20 protein-coding genes are annotated in these 24792 nt (G+C 70.5%); 15 read left to right on the top strand and 5 right to left on the bottom strand.

What is annotated here, in order from left to right; genetic code table 11:
• The first annotated feature begins 698 nt into the window (after positions 1-698).
• The 11 genes from AB0E24_RS36270 to AB0E24_RS36220 all read left to right on the top strand — a co-directional run bounded on the left by AB0E24_RS36270 (position 699) and on the right by AB0E24_RS36220 (position 12095).
• A complete protein-coding gene (locus AB0E24_RS36270) occupies positions 699-1982 on the top strand; it encodes an MFS transporter (RefSeq protein ID WP_232637256.1) in 1284 nt (427 codons plus the stop codon).
• A gap of 9 nt (positions 1983-1991) precedes the next feature.
• Positions 1992-3353, top strand: coding sequence for a Pup--protein ligase (pafA, locus tag AB0E24_RS36265; protein WP_014059506.1), 1362 nt, complete (start codon positions 1992-1994; stop codon positions 3351-3353).
• Positions 3354-3466: 113 nt separating this feature from the next.
• Positions 3467-4462: an FKBP-type peptidyl-prolyl cis-trans isomerase gene (locus AB0E24_RS36260; RefSeq protein WP_079257015.1), complete on the top strand. Its 996-nt coding sequence runs from the start codon at positions 3467-3469 to the stop codon at positions 4460-4462.
• Positions 4463-4501: 39 nt separating this feature from the next.
• A complete protein-coding gene (locus AB0E24_RS36255; RefSeq protein WP_069869041.1) occupies positions 4502-4876 on the top strand; it encodes an FKBP-type peptidyl-prolyl cis-trans isomerase in 375 nt (124 codons plus the stop codon).
• Between the two features lie 159 nt (positions 4877-5035).
• Positions 5036-6001, top strand: a complete 966-nt coding sequence (locus tag AB0E24_RS36250; RefSeq protein WP_167500881.1) for a helix-turn-helix transcriptional regulator — start codon at positions 5036-5038, stop codon at positions 5999-6001.
• A 20-nt stretch (positions 6002-6021) separates the two neighbouring features.
• Positions 6022-6993 (top strand): helix-turn-helix transcriptional regulator, encoded by a 972-nt coding sequence (locus AB0E24_RS36245; protein WP_069869043.1) that lies wholly within the window; start codon positions 6022-6024, stop codon positions 6991-6993.
• Between the two features lie 13 nt (positions 6994-7006).
• Complete coding sequence (locus AB0E24_RS36240) at positions 7007-7249, top strand: hypothetical protein (protein WP_087684183.1); 243 nt, start codon at positions 7007-7009, stop codon at positions 7247-7249.
• A 10-nt stretch (positions 7250-7259) separates the two neighbouring features.
• Entirely contained in the window at positions 7260-7463 is a 204-nt protein-coding gene (locus AB0E24_RS36235; protein ID WP_069869045.1) for a hypothetical protein, read from the top strand.
• 299 nt (positions 7464-7762) lie between these two features.
• A complete protein-coding gene (gene tatA / locus AB0E24_RS36230) occupies positions 7763-8050 on the top strand; it encodes a Sec-independent protein translocase subunit TatA (protein ID WP_069869122.1) in 288 nt (95 codons plus the stop codon).
• A 62-nt stretch (positions 8051-8112) separates the two neighbouring features.
• Complete coding sequence (gene tatC / locus AB0E24_RS36225; RefSeq protein ID WP_079257013.1) at positions 8113-9075, top strand: twin-arginine translocase subunit TatC; 963 nt, start codon at positions 8113-8115, stop codon at positions 9073-9075.
• Positions 9076-9272: 197 nt separating this feature from the next.
• Entirely contained in the window at positions 9273-12095 is a 2823-nt protein-coding gene (locus AB0E24_RS36220) for a DEAD/DEAH box helicase (RefSeq protein WP_069869047.1), read from the top strand.
• 23 nt (positions 12096-12118) lie between these two features.
• Here the strand turns inward: AB0E24_RS36220 and AB0E24_RS36215 are convergent, their stop codons facing one another.
• The 4 genes from AB0E24_RS36215 to AB0E24_RS36200 form a co-directional block, all read right to left on the bottom strand.
• Positions 12119-13630, bottom strand: coding sequence for an IPT/TIG domain-containing protein (locus AB0E24_RS36215; protein ID WP_359383626.1), 1512 nt, complete (start codon positions 13628-13630; stop codon positions 12119-12121).
• Positions 13631-13788: 158 nt separating this feature from the next.
• On the bottom strand, positions 13789-14571 hold the full coding sequence (locus tag AB0E24_RS36210; protein WP_069869050.1) for an IPT/TIG domain-containing protein: 783 nt from the start codon (positions 14569-14571) through the stop codon (positions 13789-13791).
• A gap of 515 nt (positions 14572-15086) precedes the next feature.
• Complete coding sequence (locus AB0E24_RS36205) at positions 15087-15968, bottom strand: siderophore-interacting protein (RefSeq protein ID WP_079257011.1); 882 nt, start codon at positions 15966-15968, stop codon at positions 15087-15089.
• A gap of 47 nt (positions 15969-16015) precedes the next feature.
• Positions 16016-16927: a 5'-3' exonuclease gene (locus AB0E24_RS36200; protein WP_079257010.1), complete on the bottom strand. Its 912-nt coding sequence runs from the start codon at positions 16925-16927 to the stop codon at positions 16016-16018.
• Between the two features lie 234 nt (positions 16928-17161).
• On the opposite strand from AB0E24_RS36200, the gene AB0E24_RS36195 reads away from it, so the two are divergent.
• The 4 genes from AB0E24_RS36195 to AB0E24_RS36180 all read left to right on the top strand — a co-directional run bounded on the left by AB0E24_RS36195 (position 17162) and on the right by AB0E24_RS36180 (position 23920).
• Entirely contained in the window at positions 17162-18310 is a 1149-nt protein-coding gene (locus AB0E24_RS36195; protein ID WP_069869053.1) for a quaternary amine ABC transporter ATP-binding protein, read from the top strand.
• The gene (locus AB0E24_RS36190) at positions 18303-20924 is read left to right on the top strand and encodes an ABC transporter permease/substrate binding protein (RefSeq protein ID WP_069869054.1); all 2622 of its coding nucleotides are present in this window, start codon (positions 18303-18305) and stop codon (positions 20922-20924) included. Before AB0E24_RS36195 ends, AB0E24_RS36190 begins: the two co-directional genes overlap by 8 nt.
• A gap of 436 nt (positions 20925-21360) precedes the next feature.
• Complete coding sequence (locus AB0E24_RS36185) at positions 21361-22956, top strand: TROVE domain-containing protein (RefSeq protein ID WP_359383618.1); 1596 nt, start codon at positions 21361-21363, stop codon at positions 22954-22956.
• Positions 22957-23182: 226 nt separating this feature from the next.
• The gene (locus AB0E24_RS36180) at positions 23183-23920 is read left to right on the top strand and encodes a helical backbone metal receptor (protein ID WP_359383615.1); all 738 of its coding nucleotides are present in this window, start codon (positions 23183-23185) and stop codon (positions 23918-23920) included.
• 42 nt (positions 23921-23962) lie between these two features.
• On the opposite strand, the gene AB0E24_RS36175 is transcribed toward AB0E24_RS36180, so the two are convergent.
• Positions 23963-24622, bottom strand: coding sequence for a TetR/AcrR family transcriptional regulator (locus AB0E24_RS36175; RefSeq protein ID WP_069869056.1), 660 nt, complete (start codon positions 24620-24622; stop codon positions 23963-23965).
• Between the last annotated feature and the right edge of the window lie 170 nt (positions 24623-24792).

The following is a 24792-nucleotide window of genomic DNA, read 5'->3' as shown; positions in this document are numbered from 1 at the left end:
CCCGGCTCGTCGCCCGCCCCCCGACGGGCCGTCCAGCGGCCGCCCCGCCGCTGCGTGGGCTTCTGTCGCTGCTCGGGGTCCGGCCGCTGCCCGGGTTCTCGTTGTCTGGGCTTCTGTCGCTGCTCGGGGTCCGGCCGCTGCCCGGGTTCTCGTTGTCTGGGCTTCTGTCGCTGCTCGGGGTCCGGCCGCTGCCCGGGTTCCCGCCGCCCAGGCACCCGCCGCTGCCCGGGCTCCCGCTGCCTGGGCCTCCGTCGCTATTTGGGCTTCCGCCGTCGCCCGGGTTCTCGTTGTCTGGGCTTCCGCCGCTGCCCGAGGTCCGGCCGCCGCCCAGGCTCTCGCTGCCCGTCCCCTCGCCGCCTCGGCTTCCGCCGCTGCCGGGACTTCCGCCGTCCAGGCCCCCGCGCCGCGCGGGCTCACCCGTTCGGCCGGTTCCCCGGGAACCTTTCCCGGTGGTTCCGGCGGCCTCGTCCGCCGCGTGGGTGCGGTCCGCGTTCGTCACCATCGCCTCCGCTCCCTCCGCCGCCCGGCGTCTCGCCGCCGGCTGCTCATTTCGGCCCGCGAGTGGACCCGCGGTGGCGGCCATGGTACGTATGACGCTGGACGTTATACGTACAACGTCACCCACGACCCGCGACACGCTCGCGACAACCCGGCGGAACTCACCGGAACTCACCGGGACCCGCAGGAAGGGGCAGGCAATGGCGGCTGGCTACGGGGAACTGCTGCGCACCCCGCACGCGGCACGGCTGCTCATCGGCACACTGCTGGGACGGCTTCCGAACGCCACCGCCGCCCTCGCCGTGCTGCTCTTCGCCCGTGCCGAGGGCGGCAGCTACGCCCTCGCCGGGGGACTGTCGGCCGTCTACGGCGCGGCCAACGCGGTGGGCCAGCCGCTGCTGGGCCGGGCCGTGGACCGCCTCGGCCAGCCCCGGGTGATGCTGCCCGCCGCCGTGGCGTCCGCGCTCGGGATGGTGCTGTTCGCCGTCGTCGGGCTGGATCCGCTGCCCGTGGCGTACGCGGCGATGCTGATCGCCGGCCTGTTCACCCCGCCGCTGGAGGGCGGGCTGCGGGCGCTGTGGCCCTCGGTGCTGCGGCGCGAGGACCAGGTGCACGCGGCGTACGCGCTGGACGCCGTGGCCCAGGAGGTGATGTTCGCCGTAGGCCCGCTGCTGGTCACCCTCGCCGTGGCCCTGTGGTCCGAGGCGGCCGCGCTGCTGGTCATCAACGTCATCGGGGTCGCCGGCGCGCTGTCCGTCGTGGTGTCGCGGCCCTCGCGGCAGTGGCGCTCCGCACCGCGCGAGGCGCACTGGCTGGGCGCGCTGCGCTCACCCGGGCTGCTGGTGCTGCTCGGCTCGTTCTTCTTCATCGGGCTCGCTCTCGGCGCGATCGCGGTGGCCGCGGTGGCCTACGCCGACGAGCACGGCGGCGGCGCGGTCTCCAGCGCGCTGCTCTCCGCCCTCGGCGTGGGCGCGCTGGCCGGCGGCATCGTCTACGGCGGGCGCGCCTGGCCCGGGGCACCCGAACGGCGGCTGCGGCTGCTCGTGGCCGCGCTGGCACTGGGCTATCTGCCGCTCATGCTGGTGCCGGGCGTCGTCACGATGACCGTCCTGGCCGGGGTGGCGGGCGTGTTCCTGGCCCCGGCGCTGGCCTGCGCCTTCGTCGTGGTGGACCGACACGCGCCCTCCGGCACGGTCACCGAGGCGTTCTCCTGGCTGGTGACCACCTTCGTGGTGGGCAACGCGGCCGGGACCGCCGTGGCGGGGCCCGCCGTCCAGCTCGGCGGTGTGGCCCCCGGATTCGCGGTGCCCGCGGCCGGTGGAGTGGCCGCGCTGGCGGTGCTGCTGGCCGCCCAGCGGTTCCTCCTGGACGGGCCGCGCCCCGTCGTCCAGCCGACCGCGTACCGAACACCGGGTGAACCCGGCGCGGAAAATGATCGCAACCATGCCGCCGAACCCGGTTTCAGAGCACGCCATCAGGCGTAATGTTCAGGCATGGACCGCCGCATTTTCGGGCTGGAGAACGAGTACGGCGTCACGTGCACATTCAGGGGACAGCGCCGGTTGTCTCCTGACGAAGTGGCGCGGTACCTCTTCCGCCGTGTCGTCTCCTGGGGCCGCAGCAGCAATGTCTTCCTGCGCAACGGTGCCCGCCTCTATCTCGATGTGGGCTCGCACCCGGAATACGCAACCCCCGAGTGCGACAACGTGACAGAGCTGGTCACCCACGACAAAGCAGGCGAGCGCATTCTCGAGGGTCTGCTCGTGGACGCGGAACGCCGCCTGCACGAGGAGGGAATCGCGGGCGACGTCTATCTCTTCAAGAACAACACCGACTCCGCGGGCAACTCCTACGGCTGCCACGAGAACTATCTGGTGGCACGGCACGGCGAGTTCTCCCGGCTCGCCGACATCCTCATTCCGTTCCTGGTGACGCGGCAGCTGCTGTGCGGCGCGGGCAAGGTCCTCCAGACCCCGCGCGGTGCCGTCTACTGCGTCAGCCAGCGCGCCGAGCACATCTGGGAGGGCGTCAGCTCCGCGACGACCCGCTCCCGGCCGATCATCAACACCCGCGACGAACCGCACGCCGACGCCGAGCGCTACCGCCGGCTGCATGTCATCGTGGGCGACTCCAACATGTCCGAGACCACCATGCTGCTCAAGGTCGGCGCCACCGACCTGGTGCTCCGCATGATCGAGGCGGGCACGGTGATGCGCGACCTGACCTTGGAGAACCCCATCCGGGCCATCCGCGAGGTCAGCCATGACATCACCGGGCAGCGCAAGGTGCGGCTCGCCAGCGGGCGCGAGGCGTCCGCCCTGGAGGTGCAGCAGGAGTACTACGAGAAGGCCGTCGACTTCTGCGAGCGCCGGGGCATCCGCACCGGCATGGTCGAGCGCGTCCTCGAGCTGTGGGGCCGCACCCTGGACGCGATCCGCACCGAGGAGCTCGACCGGATCGGCACCGAAATCGACTGGGTGATGAAGTACAAGCTCATCGAGCGGTACCGGGCCAAGAACAACATCACGATGTCGCATCCGCGCATCGCCCAGATAGACCTCGCCTACCACGACATCCACCGCCGCCGCGGGCTCTACTACCTGCTGGAGAAGCGCGGCCAGGCGGCCCGGGTCTGCAACGACTTGAAGATCTTCGAGGGCAAGTCGGTACCACCGCAGACCACCCGTGCCCGGCTGCGCGGCGACTTCATCCGCCGGGCCCAGGAGCAGCGCCGCGATTTCACCGTCGACTGGGTGCATCTGAAGCTCAATGACCAGGCACAGCGCACCGTGCTGTGCAAGGACCCGTTCCGTTCGGTAGACGACCGGGTGGAGAAGCTCATCGCCGGTATGTGACCGGCGTACGGCTTACCTTCCCCTCGGGCCCCGTGCGTTCTCCGGACGGGGCCCGAGTCACGTCGTAGAGTGGCCCGCATTGGCCATCGCAAGATCTACCTAACGAGGACTCCGTGCGTCGACGCTCCGTACTCCTTGCCGTGCCCGCGGGCCTGCTGACCCTCGCGGGCTGCGGTGACGAAGAATCAGGGTCCGACAAGACCAAGCCGTCCCAGGAGCCGACGAACCAGAGTCCCTCACCGGCCCCCACCGGCAAGATCGTCTCCGGACCGGTGCCGGCCATTACCGCGGGTAAGAAGTTCGGCGAGAAGCCGAAGATCGCCAAGGGCACGGGGAAGCCGTCACAGGATCTCGCGGTCAAGACGATCAGCCAGGGCGATGGCAGGAAGACGGCCAAGGGCGACTGGGTCCAGATCAACTACCTGGCGCAGATCTGGGACACCGGGAAGGTCATCGACAACACCTTCGACAAGAAGAAGACCGCGGCCTTCCCGATCGGCAAGGGCCAGGTCCTCCCGGGCTGGGACCAGGGACTGCTGGGCCGCAACCTCGGCAGCCGGCTGGAGCTGGCCGTCCCGCCCGCGTACGCGTACGGCAAGCAGGGCCAGCCGCAGGCCGGTATCAAGGGCACCGACACGCTGGTCTTCGTGATCGACCTGGTGGGCGCCTTCGACGCCAAGAGCTCGGCCAAGGGCCGCAAGGTGGAGCAGTCCGACGCAGACCTGCCCAAGGTGTCCACCAACACCGACGGCAAGGCGCCCTCCATCACCGTCCCCAAGAAGTCCGCGCCCAAGAAGCTGGTCTCCGAGTACGTCATCGAGGGTGACGGCAAGGAGGTCAAGAAGACCGACGCCCTGCTCGTCCAGTACAAGGGCGTGCTGTGGGACGGCGGCAAGGAGTTCGACTCCACCTACAAGCGCGGCGAGCTCGCCCAGTTCTCGCTCCAGCAGGTGGTCAAGGGCTGGTCGCAGGGGCTGACCGGCAAGAAGGTGGGCAGCCGGGTGCTGATCGTCGTGCCCCCGGACCTGGGCTACGGCAAGGCCGCCCAGAAGGGGATCCCGGCCAACTCCACGCTGGTGTTCTCCGTGGACATCCTGGCGGTTCTGTAACCTGTGCGGGTTGCCCACAACGTCACAAGGAGCAATTTCGTGAGCATCGAGAAGCCCGAGGTCGACTTCCCGGGCGGCGAGCCGCCGGCCGCGCTGGAGATCAAGGAAATCTGGGAGGGCGACGGGCCCGAGGCCAAGGCCGGCGACAACATCGCCGTGCACTATGTGGGCGTCTCCTTCAGCACAGGTGAGGAGTTCGACGCGAGCTACAACCGCGGCACCCCGCTGCGGATCCAGCTCGGGGTGGGCCAGGTCATCTCCGGCTGGGACCAGGGCCTCCAGGGGATGAAGGTCGGCGGCCGCCGGCAGCTCATCGTCCCGCCGCACCTCGGCTACGGCGACCGGGGCGCCGGTGGCGGCCGGATCAAGCCGGGCGAAACGCTGATCTTCGTCTGCGACCTGATCTCCGTCTGAGACAGCTGGTCCCGTCCGGGACCGCGCGCGTCGCGCCGAGGGCTCCTGCCGGTGGGCAGGGGCCCTCGGCTTTTGCCGACAGGCGGCGGCCCTCGGCTTTTGCCGCGCGTCCCGGTAGCGGTACGGTCACGTGCGTAAGGTCACGAAGAAAGGGCGTCGATGGCGATTGCCAAGGCCGAGCGGCTGATGAACCTGGCCCTGTGCCTGCTGGGAACGCGGCGTCCGCTGACCAAACGGGAGTTGCGGGGCTCCATAGAGGCGTATCTCCAGACCGATACGGCCAACGACGAAGCGTTCAACCGTATGTTCGAACGCGACAAGGACGACCTGCGCGAACTCGGCCTGATCATCGAAACGGTGGAGGGCATCGACGGCGAGATCGGCTATCTCGCCCGCCGGGACAGCAACCGCCTCCCGCCGATCACCCTCGACGCCGAGGAGGCCGCCGCTCTCGGCCTGGCCGCCAAGGTCTGGCAGCAGGCCCGGCTCGCGGGCGCCGCGAGCGGCGCGCTCCAGAAGCTGCGCGCCGCCGGGATGCCGCTCGCCGACGATCCATACGACACGCCCGGGCACAGCGCGCTGGAGCCGCGTATCCCGGTCCATGAGAGCGCCTTCGAGCCGCTGATGCTCGCCTGCCGCGACCGCCGCCCCGTCCTGTTCGACTACCGCAAGGCGAACGCCGCACGCCCCGAGCAGCGGCAGGTCGAGCCCTGGACCCTGGAGTCCTGGCGCGGCCACTGGTATCTCGCCGGATGGGACCGGGAGCGCGCCGCCGAGCGGGTCTTCCGGCTCTCCCGGATCACTGGCCGGGTCCGGCTGCGGTCCGACGCGTTCACCGCCGAGGTGCCCGACCACGTCACCGTCCGGGGGACCGTGGAGACCTGGGCGGGCGAGACCGCCACCGGCACCGCCCGGATCAGGCTGCGCTCGGGCCACGGCTATCCGCTGCGGGCGAAGGCGCTGTCCGCCCGGGCGGCCGGTGAGGGCTGGGACGAGCTGGAGATTCCCTACGGGCACGGGCTGGACGCCTGGCTCGTGGAGTTCGGCCCGGATGTGGTCGTACTGGCGCCCGACGAGCTGCGGGCGGATGTCGTGGACCGGCTGCGCGCGGTCGCCAAGGGCTGAGGGGACGGACCGACTTCATCATGGCCGGAAACGCCATTGACCAGACCCGGCGGATGCTCTCCCTGGTGACATATCTGCGCGAGCGCCCCGGCGCCCGCGTCACCGATGTCGCCCGGGCCTTCGGCATCACCGAGGACGAGCTGATCGCCGATCTCGATGTGCTGCCGCTGTGCGGCACCAGCTTCCGCGGTGGCGATCTGCTGGACATCGACACCGACGGGGAGCGGATCTGGTGGCACAACCCGAACGCCTCCGGCACCAGCACAGCCGAACCGCTGCGGCTGGCGGCCGACGAGGCCACCGCGCTGCTGGTCGCCGCCCGTGCCGTCGCCACCCTCCCCGGGCTGCGCGAGGGCGACCGGGAGGCGCTGCTGCGGGCCACCGCGAAGCTGGAGGCCGCGGCGGGTGAGGCGGCGGGCGCCAGCTCCCGGCTCTCGGTGATCTTCGAGTCTGAGGGCGGTGTCTTCGCCGAGGTCGACCGCGCCATCTCCGAGCGCCGCAGGCTGTGGCTGCGCTACTACTCACCCGCGCGCGACGAGATCACCGAGCGCGAGGTCGACCCGATCCGGCTCTTCACCGTGGGCCGCACCTACATAGAGGCGTGGTGCCGCCTCTCCGAGGCGCGGCGGACCTTCCGGCTCGACCGGGTCGTCGAGATCAAGCTGCTGGACGAGGCGTCCGATCCGCCGCCGATCGAGCTGCGCGACCTCTCCGAGCTGTCCACCGCGCTGGTGCAGACCGGAGCCGAGGACCCCGAGGTGGTCGTCGAGGTCGGCCCCGGCGGGCGCTGGGTCGCCGAGTACTACCCGCACGACAGCGCGGATGAGCTGCCCGACGGCGGCCTCCGGATCACGCTGCGCGCGCCCGACCCCGGCTCGCTGCGGCGCCTCGCGCTGCGGCTGGGCAGAGACGGCAGGATCGTCTCGCCACAGGGGCTCGCGGACAGTGCTCGGGACGCGGCGCGACAGGCGCTCGCGGCGTACGGTGAGTGAAGGGACGCACACAGTGACCGCACGGGGGAGTGCCGCATCGGTGGTCTTCAAGGCCGCCTGTCCGGAGTGCCGAGGCCGGTTCGAGCTGGCCGCGGGCGCGCTGCGGCTGGCGATCGGCGCCAGCGACCGCACCACCTTCTACTCCTTCACCTGCCCCGACTGCGGCAGCGTGGTGCGCAAACCGGCGGGGGAGCGGATCGTGGAGCTGCTCACCGGTGGCGGGGTGCGTACGCTCCGGCTGCACTCCACCGTCTAGGCTCTGCCGCATGCTCTGGCCGATGCTCGCCCTCGCCCTCGCCTTCTGCGGAATCGCCGTTCTCGCCGTGCTCGCGGCGCGGGTCTACGCGGAGGTCCGCGGGCTGGCCCGGCAGGTGTCGGACAGCTCGCGGCGGATCACCCGGGCCGCGGAGGACCTGGAGCGGGCGTCGGCTCCGCTGGGCAACCACGTCGACGCTTTGCGTCGGGAATGAGGGGTCGCTTTGCGTCGGGGAGTAAGGGCCGCCCCGCCTCGGGACCTGGGGCCGCTCCGCGCCCGGGGGGCGGGACCGACCGCTGACGGGCGCCCTGCTGTGCTACGGCCAAGCGGGGTACGCTGACATTTCGTGGCCCTGGCTTCGAGGCGGAGGGCCGCAACCCGAAGTCCGCATGGGGATTGCTTCCGGTTTACCCCTGCGCGCTACGATCGCTGACAGCACGGCTGCCGGACACCTGTCCGACCGGTCGGGCCGACCCACCCCCAGCCGCCTCGGTGAGAAGGTAGACGCTTATGCTGTTCGGAAAGATCGGCGTTCCCGAGATTCTCCTCATCCTTGTCGTCGTGCTGCTGCTGTTCGGTGCCAAGAAGCTGCCGGACATGGCTCGCTCGCTGGGCAAGTCGGCCCGGATCCTCAAGAGCGAGGCGAAGGCGATGAAGTCGGACGGTCAGCAGAGCGCGACACCCGCGGACCCGCCCACCCCCGGCCAGGACGACGCCACGCACCGCACGATCCAGGCCGCGCCCGGAGACGTGACCAGCTCGCGCCCGGTGTCGGAGCCGAGCGACACCACCAAGCGCTGACTCAGGGCCACTTGAAGGCGGCACGAAGGGCCGCCACCGGACGCACGAGATGAGGACGTGGGTTGCTCAAGTCTGCCCGCAAGAAGGAGAAGGACCCCGAGGGGCGGATGCCCCTTGCCGAGCACCTGCGCGAGCTGCGCAACCGGTTGCTCAAATCGGTCCTGGCGATCTGCGTGGTCACGGCCGTCGCGATGTTCTTCTATATGGACATCGCCAAGTTCCTGATGCAGCCGGTGCTGGACGCCGTCGGCTGTGGCGGGGTATCGCTCTCCGATCTCTCGGGTAGCGGGAGCAAGGGCCACGACTGCGCCTACTTCACCGTGAACGGTCTGCTGTCGCCGTTCACGATCATGCTGAAGGTCTCCTTCACGACCGGTTTGGTGGTGGCCACCCCGGTCTGGCTGTACCAGCTGTGGGCCTTCCTCGCGCCCGGGCTGCACCGCAACGAGAAGAAGTACGGCCTGTTCTTCGTCGGGCTCGGCGTACCGCTGTTCGTCGGCGGCGCGTACTTCGCGTACATGATCCTTCCGACCAGCGCCAAGGTCCTCATCGGCTTCACCCCCGAAGGGGCCAACAACCTCCTCCCGCTGGATGACTTCCTCGATCTGCTGGCCCGGATGGTCGTCGTCTTCGGGCTCGCCTTCGAGCTTCCGCTGCTGCTGATCCTGCTGAACTTCACGGGCGTCCTCAGCGGACGCCGGATGCTCGGCTGGTGGCGCGCCATGATCATGGGCATCACGGTCTTCGGCGCCATCGCCACCCCCAGCACCGACCCGATCGGCATGTTCGCCCTGGCCGGGCCGGTCGTCGTGCTCTACTTCGGCGCCGTCGGCGTCGCCCTGATCAATGACCGGCGCAAGGCGCGCCGCCGCGCCGCCGACCCGGACTTCGGCCTGAGCGACGATGAGGCGTCCCAGCTGGATCTGACGCCCGAGGCCGTCGCCGCGCCCAGCGCCGCGCCGGAGCTCACCGACGGGGACGACTCCGGCACCACCCGGCGCAACGGCTACGACGACGTCACATAGCCGCCCGCGGCCGTAGCCGACCGGCGCCCGCGGCAAGCGGCGGCGCCCCGCGGCAAGCGGCCGTACGCGGCCCGTACCCGGCCGGACCGTGCCCGCCCACCGTTCGGCCCGGTCCGGCGGCCGGGGCGGCGGGCCGAACAAAGCCCCGATAAAGATCGCGTGCGCTGTCGGAGGTGGCCGGTAGGCTCGTAGATACGATGACCGACGAGCTATCTCCCGCCGAGCGCTATGCGGCGTCCCGCTTCCGGGCCGCCGAGCAGGCCACCGCGTTGGCCCCCTTCCGCGAGATGTACGACTTCGATCTGGACCCCTTCCAGATCGAGGCGTGCCAGGCACTGGAGGGCGGCAAGGGCGTGCTGGTCGCCGCTCCCACCGGTTCGGGCAAGACCATCGTGGGCGAGTTCGCCGTCCACCTGGCGCTGACCCAGGGCCGCAAGTGCTTCTACACCACGCCCATCAAGGCGCTGTCGAACCAGAAGTACACCGACCTGGTGAAGCGCTACGGCGCCGACCAGGTCGGCCTGCTCACCGGGGACAACAGCGTCAATTCCGAGGCCCCGGTGGTCGTGATGACCACCGAGGTGCTGCGGAACATGCTCTATGCCGGCTCCCGGTCGCTGCTGGGCCTCGGCTATGTGGTGATGGACGAGGTCCACTACCTCTCCGACCGGTTCCGCGGCGCCGTCTGGGAGGAGGTCATCATCCACCTCCCCGAGTCGGTGACACTGGTGTCACTCTCCGCGACCGTCTCCAATGCCGAGGAGTTCGGCGACTGGCTGGACACGGTCCGTGGCGACACCGAGGTCATCGTCTCCGAGCACCGCCCCGTGCCGCTGTGGCAGCACGTCCTGGCCGGTCGGCGGATGTACGACCTGTTCGAGGAGAAGAGCGGCCGCGACGGTGACCAGGGCGGACGCCGTGAGGTCAACCCCGATCTGGTCCGGCTCGCCCGGATGGAGAACAGCCGCCCCAGCTTCGGCCGCGACAAGCGCCGCGGCCGTAATATGCGCGAGGCCGACCGGGAGCGCGAGCGCCGTCAGCGCACCCGGATCTGGACCCCCGGCCGGCCCGAGGTGATCGACCGGCTGGACGCCGAGGGGCTGCTCCCGGCCATCACCTTCATCTTCAGCCGGGCCGGCTGCGAGGCCGCCGTCCAGCAGTGTCTCCACGCGGGGCTGCGGCTCAACGACGACGCGGCGCGCTCCCAGGTGCGGGCCATCGTCGAGGAGCGCACCGCCGGGATCCCCGACGAAGACCTCCATGTGCTGGGGTACTTCGAATGGCTCGAGGGCCTGGAGCGGGGCATCGCGGCCCACCACGCCGGAATGCTCCCCACCTTCAAGGAAGTCGTCGAGGAGCTCTTCGTCCGCGGCCTGGTCAAGGCGGTGTTCGCCACCGAGACCCTGGCGCTCGGCATCAACATGCCCGCCCGCTCGGTGGTGTTGGAGAAGCTCGTCAAGTGGAACGGCGAGCAGCACGTCGACATCACCCCCGGCGAGTACACCCAGTTGACCGGCCGGGCCGGGCGGCGCGGTATCGACGTCGAGGGCCATGCGGTGGTGCTGTGGCAGCGCACCATGGACCCCGTGGCGCTCGCCGGGCTGGCCGGCACCCGGACGTATCCGCTGCGCTCCTCCTTCAAGCCGTCGTACAACATGGCGGTCAACCTGGTCTCCCAGTTCGGGCGGCACCGCTCGCGCGAGCTGCTGGAGACCTCCTTCGCGCAGTTCCAGGCCGACAAGGCGGTCGTCGGGATCTCCCGTCAGGTGCAGCGCAACGAGGAGGGGCTCGAGGGCTACCGCGCCTCCATGACCTGCCACCTCGGCGACTTCGACGAGTACGCACGGCTGCGCCGCGAGCTCAAGGACCGCGAGACCGAGCTGGCCCGGCAGGGCGTGGCCCAGCGGCGCGCGGCTGCCGCGGTGGCCCTGGAGAAGCTGCGCCCCGGCGATGTCATCCATGTGCCCACCGGCAAGTTCGCCGGCCTCGCGCTGGTGCTTGACCCCGGGCTGCCCGCCGGGCGGGTCGGCGGCCACCGCGGCATGGAGTACCACGACGGGCCGCGGCCCCTGGTGCTCACCGCCGAGCGGCAGGTCAAGCGGCTGGCGTCGATCGACTTCCCGATCCCGGTCGAGCCGCTGGACCGGATGCGGATCCCCAAGTCGTTCAATCCGCGCAGCCCCCAGTCCCGCCGCGATCTGGCCTCCGCGCTGCGCACCAAGGCCGGCCACCACGATGCGCGGCGCCACCGCAAGGAGCGCTCGCCCGCCGCCGACGACACCGAGATCTCGCGGCTGCGCGCGGCCATCCGCGCCCACCCCTGCCACGGCTGCTCCGACCGCGAGGACCACGCCCGCTGGGGCGAGCGCTACCACCGGCTGCTGCGTGACACCCGGCAGCTGGAGCGGCGCATCGAGGGCCGTACGAACACCATCGCCCGCACCTTCGACCGGATCTGCTCGCTGCTGAGCGAGCTCGGCTATCTGCGCGCCGACCAGGTCACGGACGAGGGCAGGCGGCTGGCCCGGCTCTACGGCGAGCTGGACCTGCTGGCCAGCGAGTGCCTGCGCGAGGGCATCTGGGAGGGGCTGGGCCCCGCCGAGCTCGCGGGCTGCGCCTCCGCGCTCGTCTACGAGGCGCGGACGGCCGACGACGCGCTGCCGCCCAAGCTGCCCACGGGCCGTGCCAAGGACGCGCTCGGCGAGATGGTCCGCATATGGGGGCGGCTGGACGCCCTGGAGGAGGAGCACAAGATCAACCAGGCGGAGGGCGTCGGCCAGCGCGAGCCGGACCTCGGCTTCGCCTGGGCCGCCTACCGCTGGGCGTCCGGACACGGGCTCGACGAGGTGCTGCGGGAAATCGACATGCCCGCCGGTGACTTCGTGCGCTGGAACAAGCAGCTGATCGATGTGCTCGGCCAGATCGCCGCGGCGGCCCCGGAGGGCACGGTGGCGCGCAGCGCCCGCCGCGCGGTCGACGGGCTGCTGCGCGGGGTGGTGGCGTACTCCTCGGTCGGCTGAGCCCGTCGCCCGCCGCGCCGGGCTCAGGCCGGGTCGTAGGTGAACGGGAGGGTGTTGCTGTTGCCCGCGGGGGTGTGCAGCTGAACGCCGACGGTTCCGGCCGCGTGGGCCGGAGCCGTCGCCACGGCCAGGGTGTCCGAGAGCACGCTGAAGGAGGCCGGGGTTCCCCCGAAGGTCACGGAGTCGGTGTAGGTGAGGTTGGCGCCGTTGATCGTGACGGAGTCGCCGCCCAGCGATGAGCCGGTGTCCGGGATGAGGGTATTGATGACCGGGGCGCCGAGGTAGGTGTAGTACGGGTTCCCGGGGCCCAGGGTGCTGGTGCCGCCCGGTGTGGTCACGGTGACCACGACCGTGCCGGTTCCGGGCGGAGCGGTCGCCGTCAGCTGATTGTCGGAGATCACGGTGAGTCCGGTGGCGGGGTTGGGGCCGAAGTTGACGGCGCTCGCCAGGGCCAGGTTGCTGCCGGTGATGGTGACGGAGTTGCCGCCGGTGTCCGGACCGAACTGCGGGCTCACACCGATGACGATCGGCGCGGCGACATAGATGTACGACAGCGGGTTGCTGATACCCCCCGCCGTGGTCACGGTCACGTTCACCACCGACGGCGGCCCCGCCGGAGCGGTGACGGTGATCTGGGTGGGGGTGTTGGTGAGGATGGCGGCGGGGGTGGCGCCGAAGAGGACTTGGGTGGCACCCGTGAGGTTGGTGCCGGTGATGGTGACCGTATTGCCGCCGGTGGTGGGGCCGTTGGTCGGGCTGAGGCTGGCGATGGTGGGGGCCGGGACCGCGGCGTAGGTGTAGGGGACGGAGTTGCTGGTACCGGCGGGTGTGGTGACGGTGACGTTCACGGTGCCGGTGCCCGGGGGTGCGGTGGCGGTGATTTGGGTGGGGGTGTTGGTGAGGATGGTGGCGGGGGTGGGGCCGAAGAGGACTTGGGTGGCGCCGGTGAGGTTGGTGCCGGTGATGGTGACGGTGTTGCCGCCGGTGGTGGGGCCCGAGGATGGGCTGAGGGCGGTGATGGTGGGTGCGGGGGTGGTGACGTAGGTGTAGGAGAGGGGGTTGCTGGTGCCTCCTGGTGTGGTGACGGTGACGTTCACGGTGCCGGTGCCGGGGGGTGCGGTGGCGGTGATTTGGGTGGGGGTGTTGGTGAGGATGGTGGCGGGGGTGGGGCCGAAGAGGACTTGGGTGGCGCTGGTGAGGTTGGTGCCGGTGATGGTGACGGTGTTGCCGCCGCCGGTGGGCCCCGAGGACGGGCTGAGCGCGGTGAGCACCGGAGCCGCGACCGTCGTGTAGCTGAAGAACACGTTCTGGGTGCTGGTGCCCATCGGGCCGGTGACCGTGATCCTCACCGTGCCGCTCCCCGGGGGCGTTCTGGCCGTGATCTGCGTATCGCTCACGATGACCACATTGGTGGCCAGGTTGGGGCCGAACCTGACCGCGCTGGCCCCGGTGAAGCCGGAACCATTGATCGTGACAGGAGTGCCCCCGGCCGGATTGCCTTGCGTGGGGCTGACGCTGGTCACTACGGGGGCCATGATGCTCTTCTCCTTCTTGTGCCGTACGGACGGCCGTGCCCTGACCGGCGGAGAGTCGGCCAGGGCACGGGGGATCGGGATTCACCGTGTGCCATGCGGGGCGCTGACCCAGCGGGATGACCGTGCGGAGACGTTCGTGCCCGCCCGCGGCCGGTGGATCAGGTGACGGTGAAGGCGGCGGGGCCTGATGTGCCACCACATGTGGTGATCGTGAAGGCTCCGGCGCCCGCGGCCGCCGCGGCGGGCACCGCGGTGACGATGGAGGTCTCGTCGATGGGAGTGAAGGCCAGGCCCGTGAAGGCGGTGGCCGCCGAGTCGGTGAACGTCACGTCGCTGATGCCGACGAGACAGGTGGCGCCGGAGATGGTGGTCTCGGTCCCCGCCGGGCCCGTGGCAGGCGTCAGTGTGGCGCCAGTCAGGCTCGGCGCGTTGTAGTAGTCGATCAGGGTGACGCCCGCGGTCCCTGTGCCGCCGGCCGTGGTGACCGTGACCTGCTGGGTGTCGAAGCAGCCGGCCGGGGTGTGAGCCGGAGCGGTGACGGTGACCTGGGTGTTGTTGCCGCCGGCGGCGAACGCGACTGGGGTGAGAGCGCCCACGTTGACAGTGCCCCCGGACGCGAAGCCGGTGCCGAAGACCGTGATCGCCCCACCGGCGGCCGGCAGGCATGTCTCGTTCAACCCCGTGGTCGTCGGCCGCGCGATGACGAAGAACGGCACCGCATTGGTCCTGGTTCCGTTCGACAGGTTGGCGCTGACCGAGACTTGGCCCGAGCACGGCGCGGAGGAGGGGACCACGAAGGTGACCAGGGTGTTGGAGACCGTCGCCGGGCTGACGACGGCGCCGCCGAAGTTCACCGAGACGGTGGTGCCCAGCGATGTGCCGTTGATGCTGACGGCAGTGCCGATCGTGCCCTGGCTGGGGGTGAGGGAGGTGATGGGCATGAGCTTTCTCCTCTTCGATCGTCTTGCTCTGGTGTGGGGGTGTGCCGAGAGCGGGAGGGGTGGGCGACGCGGCCGTCGACCGCACCGGATTCCGCCGCGCGAGGGGAAGAGGGGTGGGAAGGAGATGGACCCCGCGGGCCCGGGACGCCACGGCCTTCAGCGGAGACCGCATGACCGGTGATGGCGACTTGAGGGGGACTCGTGCCTGGGTGCCGACCGCGGTAGGGCGAGTCGTGCATGAAACGGGCCGGCGCCGAGATCACTGTCGTGCCGAAACTCTCGCTCGATGTGAGTGAACCAAAAGAGCGGTAGGTGCGGAAGGTGCTAAAAAGGCGCGTACGGAGCTCTTATGACGATATGTCAAGTCATTGGTACGGACTCCTGTGAGCCGGAGTGCGCTCTCCGCCGCCGGATCGACGCCGGTACTCTGCCGTGCCCGCTGAGGCCGGAGCACGCAATCGGCCCCGGCCGGATGCTCCCGGCCGGGGCCTGACGGTCGTACGTGCGGCGATTCCCTACGCCGCGGCCTCCTGGGGCCCGGCCCCCTCCTGCTCCGCCTCGACCTGCTGGTTCCACTCCCGCTTCGACGCCTGCCAGCCGTCCTCGTCATGGCCGCGCCGCCAGTAGCCGGAGATGGACAGCCATTCGCGCGGGATCTGGTGCTCGAGGCGCAGATGGCGGCGGATCTCCTTCACGAAGCCCGCCTCGCCGTGCACAAAGGCGTGCAGCTGCCCGGACGGGAACTCCAGCCCCCGCACGGCCGCCACCAGCGCCTCGCCGACCGGCGCGGCGCCCCGGTGCAGCCAGCTCACCTCGGCCCCCTCGGGCACGGTGAGCTTGACCTCGTCCGCCTCGCCCGCCACCTCGATGAACACCCGCACCGGCACCTCGGCCGCGCCGCCCGCCCGGCTGTCGGTGAGGCGCTCCAGCGCGGCGGCGATCGCGGGCAGCGCGCTCTCGTCGCCCGCGAGCAGATGCCAGCCGGCCTCGGGGCTGGGGGCGTACGCGCCGCCCGGCCCCATGAAGTGGATCTCCTCGCCCGGCTGGACCCGGGTGGCCCACGGCCCGGCCAGCCCCTCGTCACCATGGGTGACGAAGTCCACCGTCAGCTCGCGGGCCGCCGGGTCCCACGCCCGCACCGTGTACGTCCGGGTGACCGGCCACTGCTCGCGCGGGAAGTCGGCGCGGATCCGCTCCAGGTCGAACGGCTCGGGGTAGGTGGCGCCCCCGGTGGGGAAGAGGATCTTGATGTAGTGGTCGGTGCACTCGCCCGCGTGGAAATCCGCGAGGCCGTCGCCGCCCAGGACCACCCGCACCATATGCGGGGTGAGCCGATCGGTGCGCAGCACCTGGGCGCGATACGGCGTGCGCGTCTTACGGGCCGGACGGTCCGCCATGGCGACCTCCCTGATCAACAAGAGTTAGGTTTACCTAACCTAACAGCTCACCCCTCAAGAGTGGACAGCAGTCTGCGCAAAGATCCGCCCAATCCCCAGCGCTCGGCCAGGGCTTCCACACCCCCAGGATCGCGCGGCGACCGCGGCAGCGCCGGGTCGAAGGCGGGCAGCGCCACATCCGAGGCGACCTGGACCACCTTCGGGGCGACCTCGACATACGGCCGCGCCTCGGCCAGCCGCTTGCGCTGGGTGGGGGTCAGCTTGGCGGCGGGGTCGTCCACGGCGGCCATGATCCCGGCCAGGTCGCCATGGGCGGCCAGCAGCTTGGCGGCGGTCTTCTCGCCGACGCCTGGCACCCCCGGCAGCCCATCGCTGGGGTCGCCGCGCAGCAGCGCCAGCTCCGCGTACCCCCGGCCGCTCACTCCGTACTTCTCGCGTACATAGGACTCGTCGACCAGCTGGAGGGTGCCCACGCCCTTGACGGGGTAGAGCACCCGCACCCCGCGCTCGTCGTCCACCAGCTGGAACAGATCGCGGTCGCCGGTGACGATGTCGACCGGGCCGGTCGCCCGGCCCGTGAGCGTGCCGATCACATCGTCGGCCTCATAGTGCGCGGCGCCCACCCGGGCGATGCCGATCGCGTCGAGCACCTCGTCGATCACCGGGACCTGCGGGGAGAGGGTGTCCGGCACCTCCTCCTGGTCCACCCCGGCCCCCTCCGGGGCCTCCTCGGCCACCCGGTGGGCCTTGTAGGTGGGGATCAGCTCGACCCGCCAGGCCGGGCGCCAGTCGAAGTCCATGCAGGCCACCAGGTCGTCCGGGCGGTGGTCCTGGACGAGCCGGGCGATGAAGTCGAGCAGGCCGCGCACGGCGTTCACCGGAGTGCCGTCGGGGGCCCGGACCGAATCCGGCACCCCGAAATAGGCGCGGAAGTACAGAGAGGCGGTGTCGAGGAGCATCAGGCGTCGCGTCACGATCTCGACTATGCACTACCCCACTGACAACTACCGCGGGGATAATGTGAAGTGGATCACCGTTTGGTTTGCGTCACATCGATCGGGGCAGGCGCGCCCCCGGAGCGAACCCGTTCAGTGATTCAACTATTGCGGCGGTCAGCGGTCCGATGCCGTACCGCTCCACGACCCGCCGGCGGGGGTGGCGGGTCGTTTTTTGGTGCGATCTGAGAGGTACATGTGGCCAATTTGCGAGCCGAACACCTGTACAAGGTGTTCGGCAGACGACCCGATGAGGCGGTGGCGCAGCTCGAGGGCGGCGCGGACCGCGAGGAGCTCCGTGCGAACGGTACGACAGCAGCGGTCATCGATGCCTCCTTCGCCGTCGAGGCGGGCCAGATCTTCGTCGTCATGGGTCTGTCCGGATCCGGTAAGTCCACCCTGCTGCGCATGCTGAACGGACTGCTGGAGCCGACCGCGGGGCGTGTGCTCTTCGACGACGACGATCTGACCGCGCTCAGCCCCAAGGGTCTGCGCGAGGTCCGGTCCCGCAAGATCAGCATGGTCTTCCAGCACTTCGCCCTCTTTCCGCACCGCAGCGTCCTGGAGAACGCCGCGTACGGCCTCGAGGTGCAGGGCGTGCCGCGCGAGGAGCGCATCCGCCGCGCCACCGAGGCGCTGGAGCTGGTGGGCCTGGCCGGCTGGGAGAAGTCCTGGCCCGATGAGCTCTCCGGCGGTATGCAGCAGCGCGTCGGCCTCGCCCGCGCCCTGGCCACCGACGCCGACATGCTGCTGATGGACGAGTCCTTCAGCGCCCTCGACCCGCTGATCCGCCGCGATATGCAGGACCAGCTGCTCCAGCTCCAGAAGCGGCTCAAGAAGACCATCGTCTTCATCACCCACGACCTGAACGAGGCCATGCGGCTCGGCGACCGCATCGCCGTGATGCGCGACGGCCGCATCGTCCAGATCGGCACCGCCGAGGACATCCTGGTCACCCCGGCCAACGACTACGTCGCCTCCTTCACCCAGGACGTCGACCGCAGCCGGGTGCTCACCGCCGGCGCGATCATGGCCGAGCCGAGCGAGGTGCTGGGCACCACGACCGACGACGGCACCACACTCCGTACCGCGCAGGACGTGCTCGCGGCAGCCCCCGCCACCGTCACCGAGAGCACTCCGATCATCGAGCTGTTCCGGCCCTGTTCGCGCAGCGGGGTCGCGGTCGCCGTCACCGGCGACGACGGTGCGCTCACCGGTGTCGTCAGCCGCGCCCGGCTGCTCGCCGTCCTCGGCGAGCCGGACACCGGACCCGACGGGGCCGAACCACCGGCCGGCGGCGCGCCGGACGCGCCCGAGGCCACCAAGAAGGTGATCACCGGTGCCTAGGCTTCAGCTCGGCGACTGGATCAACTCCGGCGTCAACTGGCTCCGAGACAATCTGAGCTGGCTCTTCGACTTCATCTCCAGCGTCGTGCAGGGCATGTACGACGGGCTGAACACCGTGCTCAGCGGCCCCGAGCCGCTGCTGCTCGCGGGCATCCTGGCGCTGCTCGCCTGGTGGCTGCGCGGGCTGCTGCCCGCCGTGCTCGCCTTCCTGGGATTCGCCCTCATCGACTCGATCGAGCTATGGGGCGAGGCGATGAACACCCTCGCACTGGTGCTGGTCGCCGGTGTGATCACCGTGGTGTTCGCGGTGCCGCTGGGCATCTGGGCCTCGCGCAACCGCGCGGTGAGCGCCACGATCCGCCCGGTGCTGGACTTCATGCAGACGATGCCCGCCTTCGTCTACCTGATCCCCGGCATCTTCTTCTTCGGCCTCGGGGTGGTCCCCGGCGTCGTCGCCACCGTCATCTTCTCGATGCCCCCGGGCGTCCGCATGACGGAACTGGGTATCCGGCAGGTGGATGCGGAGCTGGTCGAGGCGGCCGACGCCTTCGGTACCCATCCGCGCCGCACCCTGCTGCGCGTCCAGTTCCCGCTGGCCCTGCCCACCATCATGGCGGGCGTCAACCAGGTGATCATGCTGGCGCTGTCCATGGTCGTCATCGCCGGTATGGTCGGCGCCGAGGGCCTGGGCTCCACCGTTTTCCAGGCGATCAGCTCCGTCGACGTCGCGATGGGCTTCGAGGGCGGTATCGCGGTCGTCATCCTGGCCATGTACCTGGACCGGATGACCAGCGCGCTCAATCAGCGCGTCTCCCCGCTGGCCCGCCGCGCGCTGGCCAAGCAGAGGGCCAAGGCGCTCAGCGGCCTCAAGGTGCTGCACTGGCGCCCCGCCACCTCCGTCGCCATGGTCGGCGTCGTCGTCCTGGCGCTGGTCGCCGGCGGTATGAGCATCTTCGGCGACGACGACGAGGGACCCACGGTCTCCGCCAACGTCGGCAAGGGCCAGTCGGTCAACATCGGCTACATCAACTGGGACGAGGGCGTCGCCTCCACCTTCCTGTGGAAGGAGCTCCTGGAGCAGCGCGGCTTCAAGCCGAAGGTGCAGTCGTACGACGTCGGCGCGCTGTACACCGGTATGGCCGCGGGCAACATCGACTTCGAGACCGACTCCTGGCTGCCCACCACCCACGCCTCGTACTGGTCGAAGTACAAGAGCAAGCTGGAGAACCTCGGCTCCTGGTACGGCCCCACCTCGCTGGAGGTCGCGGTGCCGTCGTACGTCAAGGGCGTCAAGACCCTGGACGACCTCGAGAAGAAGGCCGGCACCTTCAAGAAGAAGATCGTCGGCATCGAGCCCGGCGCCGGTGAGATGAAGTTGATGCAGGACGAGGTCATGCCCGGCTATGGCCTGAACAAGAACTTCACCCTGGTCAAGGGCTCCACCGCGGCCATGCTCTCCCAACTGGACCGCTCCTACGCCAAGAAGGAGCCGATCGCCGTCACCCTGTGGTCCCCGCACTGGGCGTATGACAAGTACGAGCTCACCAAGCTGAAGGACCCCAAGGGCGCCTTCGGCAAGGGCGACCGCATCGACTCCCTCGCGCGCAAGGGCTTCTCCAAGGACAACCCCCAGGTCGCCAAGTGGATCAAGAACTTCAAGCTGACCGAGAAGCAGCTCACCAGCCTGGAGTCGGCGATCCAGGACGCCGGTAAGGGCAAGGAGCAGCAGGGCGTGCGCGCCTGGCTGAAGCAGAACCCGGGCATGGCCAACAAGCTGGCCCCGGTGCCCGGCGGCGGCGACCAGAAGGGCAAGGACGCGGGCGCCGCGCCGATGATCGGGTACTTCCCGTGGGACGAGGACATCGCCACCACCTACCTGTGGAAGAACGTCCTCGAACGGCGTGGCTACAAGCCGGAGATCAAGCAGTACGACGTCGGCTCGATGTTCACCGGGATGAGCACCGGACAGGTCGATGTCGAGTTCGACGGCTGGCTACCGGTCGCCCAGAAACAGTACTGGGACAAATACAAGAAGAACCTGGTCGATGTCGGGTCGTGGTACGACAAGACCTCGCTGGAGATCGCGGTGCCGTCCTACGTCAAGGACGTGAAGTCGCTCGCCGATCTCAAGGGCAAGGCCAGCACCTTCGGCGGCAAGATCGTCGGTATCGAGCCCGGGACCGGCGAGATGAAGCTCCTGAAGGGCAAGGTGCTCAAGGAGTACGGCCTGGACAAGGAGTACAAGGTCAGCGACGGCTCCTCGCCAGCGATGCTGGCCGAGCTGGAGCGGTCGTACGCCAAGAAGGAGCCGGTGGCCGTGGTCCTGTGGACCCCGCACTGGGCCTACAGCAAGTACAAGCTGACCAAGCTCGCCGACCCGAAGCAGGCGTTCGGGGCCAGCAACCAGCTCCACACCCTCGCCAACAAGTCCTTCCCGAAGAAGTTCCCCGAGTTCAACGGGTGGCTGAAGAAGTGGCACATGACGGAGAAGGAGCTGGCGAGCCTGGAGCAGGCCATCCAGGACGCCGGTAAGGGCAACGAGGAGAAGGGCGTCCAGAAGTGGATGGACGCCAACCCCGGCATCGTCGACAAGATGGCGCCGGTGGCTCCCTGACACCCCGTAGGCACCACGCACACCGCGGCCCGGAGCACCCGCTCCGGGCCGCGGTGCTGTGCTGTGGCCATGCGCTGCGCCGTGCCTCTGGGCGCAGCGCCGTGCCGTGCCGCCGGGTGCGGAGAAAACCGGATGACGGCCGAGGAGACGGCCCCCTACTGTCGTATCCGTGAACGCACCTCCCGGTGCGAAGACGACGGTTACTTCGGTCGATTTGGGTTCGATTCCTGAAACACCCCGCCGACGCGGGGTGGGAAACGTACCGTCGTCGACTTTGATCTCGGGAGGCGCGCGCACGGCATCGGGGCGCCTGGTGCGCGGGCCGCGGTTACTTCCTTTCCAGAACAGTCCGCCGCCCACTCCTGACCTCAGGCGCTGCCGACGCACCGGCGCGCACGCCTCCTCCTGTGCCCACTCGGGGGAGAGGCATGACCGCATGACGAAGTTCAATCGCACCCTCCGGCGCGCCATGGCCACCGCGACCACCCATGAGGGCGGCGCCGCCGTCACCCGCGACAGCAAGTCCGACCTGGTGCTGCTGGCCGTGGTGAACATGGTCGGCGAGCAGACCTTCTACGAGCCCTCCGGCGACCGCGACGACCGCTTCCGCACCCTCGTCCGTACGGTCGCCGTCGAGGACGGCGACTGGACCGCGCGCTTCATCACCTGGCTGCGCGCCGACGCCCAGATGCGCACCGCGTCGCTGGTCGCCGCCGCCGAGGCCGTCGCGGCACGTCTCGCGGCCGGGCTGCACGGCGACAACCGCCGTATCGTCGACGCCGCGTGTCTGCGCGCCGACGAGCCCGGCGAGTTCCTCGCCCACTGGACCGCCCACCACGGCCGCGCCCTGCCCAAGCCGGTCAAGCGCGGCCTCGCCGACGCCGCCCGCCGCCTCTACACCGAACGCTCGCTGCTCAAGCACGACACCGAGAGCCACGGCTTCCGCTTCGCCGACGTCCTGGAGCTGGTGCACGCCGCCCCGGACCCCGACAAGCCGTGGCAGGGCGAGCTGTTCCGGCATGCCATCGACCGCCGCCACCACCGGGAGGCCGCGCCCCCGGTCTCGCTGCGCACCCTGCGCGCCCGCGCCCGGCTCACGGCCCTGCCGCAGTGGGAGCGCCGTGCCGTGCTGGAGCGGCCGGACGCCGCCGACGCGCTCCGTACCGCCGGGATGACCTGGGAGGCGCTCGCGGGCTGGCTCCAGGGGCCGATGGACGCGACGGCCTGGCAGGCCGTACTGCCCTCGATGGGCTATATGGCGCTGCTCCGCAATCTGCGCAACCTCGATGAGGCCGGGCTGCCGGACGAGGCCGCCGAGCGGGTCGCGGCGCGGCTGGCCGATCCGGCCGAGGTGGCCCGCTCCCGTCAGTTCCCGTACCGCTTCCTGTCCGCCTACCGGGCCGCGCCGTCGCTACGCTGGGGCCACGCCCTAGACCGGGCGCTGACCGCCGCCACGGCGGCCGTCCCGGCGCTGCCGGGGCGCACTCTGGTGCTCGTCGACACCTCCGGCTCGATGCAGGCGCCGGTCTCGGGCCGCTCCCAGGTGCGTCATGTCGACGTCGGCGCGCTCTTCGGGGTCGCGCTCGCGCACCGCGGCTGCCGGGTGGACCTGGTCGGCTTCGCCTCCGGGCACTTCGGCCACCGGCTGACCCCGGGCGGTTCGGTGCTCCGCGATATCGAGGGGTTCTGCGCGCGGATCGGCGAGGTCGGGCACGGCACGGAGACGGGCGCGGCGCTGCGGGCCGCCTATAACGGCCACGACCGGGTTGTGATCGTCTCGGATATGCAGGCGTTTCCGCATATGCGCGGCCGCCGGTCCGTTCCGGCCTCGGAGGCCGTCCCGGCGCGGGTGCCGGTGTTCGGCGTCAACACCACCGGCTACGCGCCCACGTCCATCGACACCGGCCGCCCGAACCGGTATGAGATCGGCGGTTTCAGCGACAAGCTGTTCACGATGGTCGGGCTCCTGTCGCGGGGCGACCGCGTCGGGCGGGCCGCCTGGCCATGGGAGTCGCCGGCCGAGGCGGCGTAGCGGCGTGGGCCGTGCCGTTCTTACGGCTCGTACGGTCGTGGGGCTTGTACGGGTGTGAGGCTCGTACGGGCGCGCGGGCCGTAAGGCTGCGATGGGCGCCTTACGGTTCGCACGGCTCGTACCGCACGGCTCGTATCCGGCACCGCGGGACCGCGGGGGTGTGCGGAACCGCGGGACCGCGGGCATGTGCGGAACCGCGGGGCCGGTCGCGCCGTACGGTGGAGCGATGAGCCCTCGCACCCCCGTACGGCGCGTGGTGTCCCTCGTGCCCTCGCTCACCGAGGCCGTCGCCGCCACCGAGCCCGAGTTGCTGGCCGGTGCGACCGACTGGTGCACGCATCCGCCCGGCCTCGCCGTGGAGCGGTACGGCGGCACCAAGAACCCAGACACCGCCCGGATCGCCGCCCTCGCACCGGATCTCGTGATCGCCAACGAGGAGGAGAACCGCCCCTCCGACCTCGCCGCGCTGCGCGCCGCCGGTCTGGAGGTCCTGGTGACCGAAGTGCGCACCCTGGAGCAGGCGTTCAGCGAGTTGGAGCGGGTCCTGGTGCGCGGCTGCGGACTGGTCAGGCCCGGCTGGCTGGACGCGGCCGAGGCCGCCTGGGCGGACGTACGGGCCACCGGCCCGGCGCGGCACGCCGTCGTACCGGTGTGGCGGCGTCCATGGATGGTGCTGGGCCGGGACACCTTCGCCGGTGACGTCCTGGCCCGGCTCGGCGTGAAGCACCTCTACAGCGCGCATCCCGAGCGCTATCCCCGCGTCCCGATCCAGGAGTTGACGGCGCGGGGCGCGGATCTGGTGGTGCTGCCCGACGAGCCGTACCGCTTTACGGCCGACGACGGCCCCGAGGCGTTTCCCGGCCTTCCGGCGGCCCTGGTCAGCGGCCGTCACCTCACCTGGTACGGCCCCTCACTGGCCGAGGCGCCCGCCGTCCTCACGGATGCGCTGTCGGCGGCGCGCTGACGGCCGGGGGCGACGGTCCCTGGGTGACGTTCGAGGGCGGCCTCAGGCCCGCGCGTAGTCGGCGAGGGCCGGTTCCAGCAGGGCGAACGCCCGGGTGGCCTCGGCTTCGAGGATCGCGGCGATCTCCTTGCCGCCGTGCCGCGCGAGCGTGAGGTCCAGAATCCGGTGGAACAGCACGCGGTGCACCCCGGCGAGCAGGGACGCGGCCGTGCGCGGGGTGATGTCGGCCGGGGAGGTGCCGGTCGCCGCGGCCAGAGCGGCGGCCAGGGCCTCCTCGCGCTGGTCGTGCAGTCCGCGCAGACAGGCCGAGAGGGTGGGGCTCTCCACGATCATGCGGGTGAACTCCGGTCCGGCGAAACCGGCGACCGGATCCTGTGCGGCGACGGCGGAGAGCAGGGCGCGCCGCAGCGCGGCGAAGGCGGATTCGCCGGGCTCCCGGGCGGCGACGGCGCGGGCCAGGCCGGTGACGAACTCGTCCTGGTGGTCGAGGGCCAGATCCTCTTTGCGCGGGAAGTAGTTGGTCACCGTCTTCTTCGCCACGCGCGCGGCGTCGGCGATCTCGGCAATGGTGGTGCGTTCGAACCCCTGCGCCATGAAGAGCTCGGTGGCCCGGTCGGAGATCAGCTGCCGCGTCTCACGCTTCTTGGCCTCGCGCAGGCCGGTGGCCGCGGAGTCGGTCGTGGTGCTCGACTCGATGTCCATGAGGACGAATCTTACCCTCGTAGCATATTTACGTTGACGGGCAATAGAGGACGGACCTAACTTTACCTCCGTCGTAACTTTTGCTTCGCGAGGGAGATGGGCCCGCCTCCGCGATGAGCCCGCTGCCCCCCCCGGCGAGTCCCGACCACCCACGACGGAGGACCGTTTGC

Origin of the sequence: Streptomyces malaysiensis subsp. malaysiensis (assembly GCF_040653035.1) — a bacterium.
In the GTDB taxonomy this organism is placed as follows: Bacteria; Actinomycetota; Actinomycetes; order Streptomycetales; family Streptomycetaceae; genus Streptomyces; species Streptomyces malaysiensis.
The sequence above is the reverse complement of the archived record's forward strand: the minus strand, read 5'-3'. Positions and strand labels throughout refer to the sequence as shown.